Here is a 5,063-nt window from a genome sequence, read left to right on the forward strand (position 1 = left end):
CTGTTCGATGCGGCGTTGGGTTTCCAGTTGCATCCGTTCAGCACGTCGTAGCACATTGTTCCGAACCCCTTCGATTTGATCCACCATCCGGTTAGCATCGGCTTCGGAGATGTCATCCCGAGAACTAATCACCGCCACGAGGGTATCGCGATCAAAGTGACTGAGGCGATCGCGCAAAGCATCAAATCCCGCTTGTGGATCATCAAACAAAGTCCGAATATCATGCTTAAGACTTTCGTAGTTAAGTTCCGGACGATCCAGGGAATTGAGGTAGTTACGAACCCGACCAAAAATCCCATCCACCACCGATTTAATGCGGTCTTGAACCTTCTGCACCTGTTCCATGAATTGGTCGCGAACGGACATAATCCGACCGACAATTTCCTTGGCTTCTTGTTCCGAGATATCAGAACGTTGTGCCAACAATGCCTCAATCGTTGTGCGATCGATATGGCCCAGGCGATGTCCGAGATTCTTGGCACCCAGACGCGGATCGGCAATCATTAATTGCAAATCACGCTTGATGCCTTCGGGGTTCAATTCGACCTTACCCGTATTCCGCAAGTAATCTTCAAAAGCCTGTTCAAAGTCAAATGTTTGTTGTTGAACTCGACTGGCAAGTCGGCGCGGAGCACGAAGGACCTTGCGAATATTTTGCTGCAATTCGTCAATAATCCGGTTGACATCATCTTCGTTCAAGTCTTGCCGTTGTGCCAGCAATTGGACCAAAGTATCCCGGTCAATATGAGTCAGGCGATCGCGAATGGCGATCGCACCAGCTTGAGGATCATTGAGGAGTTTCTGTAAATCCCGCTGAATGGCTTCCGGGTTGAGTTCTTCTTTCCCCGTGTTTCGCAGGTACTCGGAAATGGCAGAAGTCGCCTGATCGTACTGTTCCTTCGCTTGGTCCGCCACCTGTTGCGGAGCATGGGAAACATTGTACCAAGTATGTTCTACTCGGTCTGCGATTTCGTTAACTTCATCTTCATTTAACTCTTGCCGTTGGGAGAGCAACTTCACCAGGGTATCGCGGTCAAAGTGCGATAACCGCGACCGCAGTGCCGCGAAACCGGCTTCAGGGTTATCTAATAATTTACCCAGATCCCGCTTGATACCGTCGGGATTGAGTTCGTCTTTCCCCGTGTTTCGGAGATAATCCTGGACATTGTTCCACTGGAGATCCAGATTAGCTTGGGCCGCTTCTTGGAGTCCTTTCGACTCTTCTAAAACCAGATCCCGCGTCTGTTCCAACGCCACCAGTATTTCGGCTGCTTCATCCCGCGTCAGATCATTGCGATCGCGCATAGTTTCAATCATCATCGCCCGGTCAATATGTGCCAAGCGATCGCGCATTTCCCGATAGTCTACCGTGGAATCGGAAATCAATTTCTTGAAATCCCGCTCAATATCTGAGGGTTTCAGGGTTTCCTTGGGACTATGCCGCAAATAGCGTTCTACCCGATTTCGCAGGTCCTGCGCTTTTTGCTCTTCCTCCGCCCGAGTCACCGTTTGCAACACCTGCAACCGCACCGCTTCCAAGTGACTGGCGATTTCTTGAATTCGGCCTTGGGTAAACACCCCACGAGAAGCCAGCATTTCCACAAAATTGCCCCGCCGTTCGCGTTCCAACTCTTGGCGAATCAGACCCGGATCCGCTTCGGGATCAAACAGGACATCTCGGAATTCGCGATCAATCATTTCCGGCGTCATCTGCCAGGAATATTTATTGACGACGTAATTTTCAATATCTGCTCGCAAGGCGCTGTAAGGTTCCGCCGGTTTACCCTGAATTTGCCGGGTGACTTTATCAGTTCCCTCGGTCACTTTGTGTTTGGCATCCTGTAACTGAGACAGGATTTTTTCCACATCGAAATCGGATACATCGGTCCGTCCCATCAGCATCCCCAAGGCGGCATTAAACGCCTGGGTCATCCCCTGCTGCATCATCCCGGATTGTTGATTGCCTTTGTTCTGTTTGTTTTGACCCTGATTGCCGATCGCATCAATCAGGCTATCGAGTTTACCATCCAGGCGATCGGAGATTAAATCCGCCGGTGAAGCGTCCTTAATATAATTTACCAATTCCCCCATCCAATCTTTCTGGGGTTGTAACTTTTGCTTGGTTTTATTCCAGGATGCTTCCAACTCATCCACAATGCGATTGATATCCCGCTTTGATAAATCCGTGCGTGAACTGACTAAACTCACCAAAGACTCCCGGTCCACATCCGGCAGCGTTCCTTGGGTTGCCAATTCATGCAGTTGGGGTTCATTTAGCAAATTTTCAAATTCTTGCCGGATCCCTTTCAGGTCCAGTTGTGCCGGTTTTAAAGCCTGAATGTAATCTTCTAAATTCTCGCGAATATCATCGGGATCAAGAGCTTGACCGAGTTCACGCCGCACAGCCGCTGCAGCTGCTTCCGCCGTCGCCACCACCTGATGAGAAGCCGCTTGAGCACCCAGAGCACTCGTAGCTGTTCCTACAATCGACTGAAAGCCAGAAGTAGCCGCATTCACCACAGAACCGACTAACGAGCCAACAGTGGTCGAACTCACCCAAACCAAGATGGAAAAATAGGTCGCCCAAATGACCAACCCCAGAATCGCGCCTAACCCAACACTGACCATCAGGCTGAGTTTAACCGCCAGTAATGCCGCACAAAATAAAGCAATACTAACGGTGACCAAAGTCCAGATGCCAACAGCCGTCTCTACTTTCCGAATCGTACCCCCTAGGGTATCTCCAGAGTCCGAATGTGAGCCAGACGACCGGGAAGTATTACCCATGTAGGAAATACCCGCAGCAACCGAAAGATTTGTTAATAAAAGTTGAAAACCAAAGGCTAAGAGGACCCCAGACACTAAGGCTGCAAAAAATTGGGGTCCTGAAAATAAAATGGAAGACTGTTCTGGCGTCGGCACTTGAGCCAGTCCGCCAAACTCTATCATCCTTTGTACAATCTGAAACATGGTAGCTACCTCGAACGTAGTAAATAAAATTGACTCCCACAATTCGATAAATGGGGTGAGCCACTGAGGATGAAGTCTTTTTAAGTTTTTTTTTGACACCTCCTTATAGACAGCATTGTTCTATACCCCAGTAAAAACATCCCCCTGAAGGCGGATTTATCAAAAATAATCCTGATCAACTTAGATTTCCGTTCCCACATTTGGCGCATCAAAATCACGGGAGAGACATCCAGTGGCCTGCAAACCATGCTTTTTGGTGTCGAGGAGTCTTGTAACCGCAAAATTACAACAGCTACGAGAGCGACTAACGTACCTGCATGAGTGGTATTGTCAGCATCTGTTGAGAGCAAGATTAAGATACTTTGTATGGAATCTTTCGTTTTAAACGGAAAGACTCTGCTCCCACCAAACGCGCAGAGGATCACTTTTGGGTGGCAAGTATCTTCCTTTGAACCGAATTGCATTGAGCGTTTCACGGAGTGCTGAGGCATCCAAAGCGGTTTTCTCAGACCAATGCTTGATGATTTGTAAAGTTGAGAACATCTGAAGGTGCGATGCTTCCCTTTTCATCAAGGCGATCGCCTTTTTGTCATCGGTGGCGATCGCCCATCCTCGGTGCAGGGCGATCGCGCAAGTAGCCGACTCCCCATCATCCAGAAGCGCCGCATAATTGACAAACAATTCCGCTTCGGCTTCTGACTCAAAATCCACAATGATTAGAAGACCCTGGATAATCGCTTGCTCAAACTCGATTGCCGCTTCGTTCTCCACTTCCTCAAGAAGCTGAAGCGTCTTCAATTCCTTGTCTTTCACAACCTGGGTAACGGCAACTTGACCGGGAATAGAGCGCAAAATTGGCAGCAAATGGCCGGAAGCAGCCAAGTTGATTATGCAGCAAGCATCAAGAATAACGTGGGAGTGAGAAACCGTCATTATTTAACCTCACTCCCCATCAGTCTTGTAGCTGGCGGAGATCGACATGAGTCGATTCGTCCACCATTCCGCTGGAATAGTCCCGCAATAGTTCAGCAATCCTACGCGCCTCTAAACGATCAACTCCCAGGAACTCGGCAAAGTGCCCTTCCGTAATAAGACCCTGATCTAATCCCTCGATCGCCAAGTGTTGATAGTGAATCGGAGCCATATCACTCCGTTGGGGAATTTGTTCTAAACCCAGTTCTTGTTGTACCTTTCTGACTTTCAATCCGCGATCTCGTAATCGCTCCCAAGTTCCAGAACGTAGAAGTTCCATTTCCTCCAACCGATAAGCAAGTGCTTCTACAGACACACCGTAATAGTGAGCCAAAGTAAATAAATTAGCTGGCGTAAACTTTTCATTTTCATTGACGCGGCACATATCATTAAACCGCTTAAGCAACCCGCTCGTCGGCATTAAGAAATATTTGGGAAAGGCTTCAGCAAGCCTCTCACTCTCTGGCCTTCTCTTGTATTGCCCTTCAACCAAGTCCAGTACAGGCTTACGTCGATGGGCCAGAAAGTGAAGATATCCATGTGCTAGAGACCAACGCCGCCGTTCTTCCGGGTGGTTGGCATTAATTGCCATGCATCCCCCAAGTTGATCATTGTAACTGTAAATTTCTGAATATTTTCCGGGCATTTTCAGGTAAAAGATCCGCAGTCCTACACTCTGTTCTAAAATATCCCGAAGCATCGGAAGTGGGCCATCTCCAAGCCCGAGTCGTTGGCGCTCTTCAACGGCGATCGCCTCCGCCGTGCGCTCAATCGGCATCCCGCTCACCTCATAGTCCCGAGGATAGTTCCGTGGGAGTGGTGAGTGCATAATTTCTTCAAGTTCTAGATAATACTGACACAACTCTTCTAACCGCCGAATGACGGGTTCAATTTGCTCGCGTTCCACTTCGTGACCCCGATAGGCAGCGCGAAACTGCACCTCGAACGGTTCAATGACCGGACGCGGACGCACAAAATCACTCACGGATCTTCCATAAGCCCGAGCCAGCTTGATGAGTTCCGTAGCCTTCAGACGGCGCTCTCCTTTCTCGATCGCCACCATCGTAGTTCGTGCCGCATCAATCACTTTCGCTGCATCCGCTTGGGTCATACCGCATTGA

At 49.0% G+C, this 5,063-nt stretch carries 3 protein-coding genes; all 3 read right to left on the minus strand.

What is annotated here, in order from left to right:
• A partial coding sequence (locus J0895_RS09755) for an MFS transporter (RefSeq protein WP_207087908.1) occupies positions 1-2,970 on the minus strand: 2,970 nt, incomplete at its 3' end.
• A gap of 381 nt (positions 2,971-3,351) precedes the next feature.
• A complete protein-coding gene (locus J0895_RS09760; RefSeq protein ID WP_207087909.1) occupies positions 3,352-3,903 on the minus strand; it encodes a PIN domain-containing protein in 552 nt (183 codons plus the stop codon).
• Between the two features lie 19 nt (positions 3,904-3,922).
• Positions 3,923-5,063 (minus strand): XRE family transcriptional regulator (locus J0895_RS09765; RefSeq protein WP_207087910.1); only part of this gene is annotated, 1,141 nt, incomplete at its 5' end.

Source organism: Phormidium pseudopriestleyi FRX01, from assembly GCF_017313335.1.
GTDB lineage: Bacteria > Cyanobacteriota > Cyanobacteriia > Cyanobacteriales > Laspinemataceae > Laspinema > Laspinema pseudopriestleyi.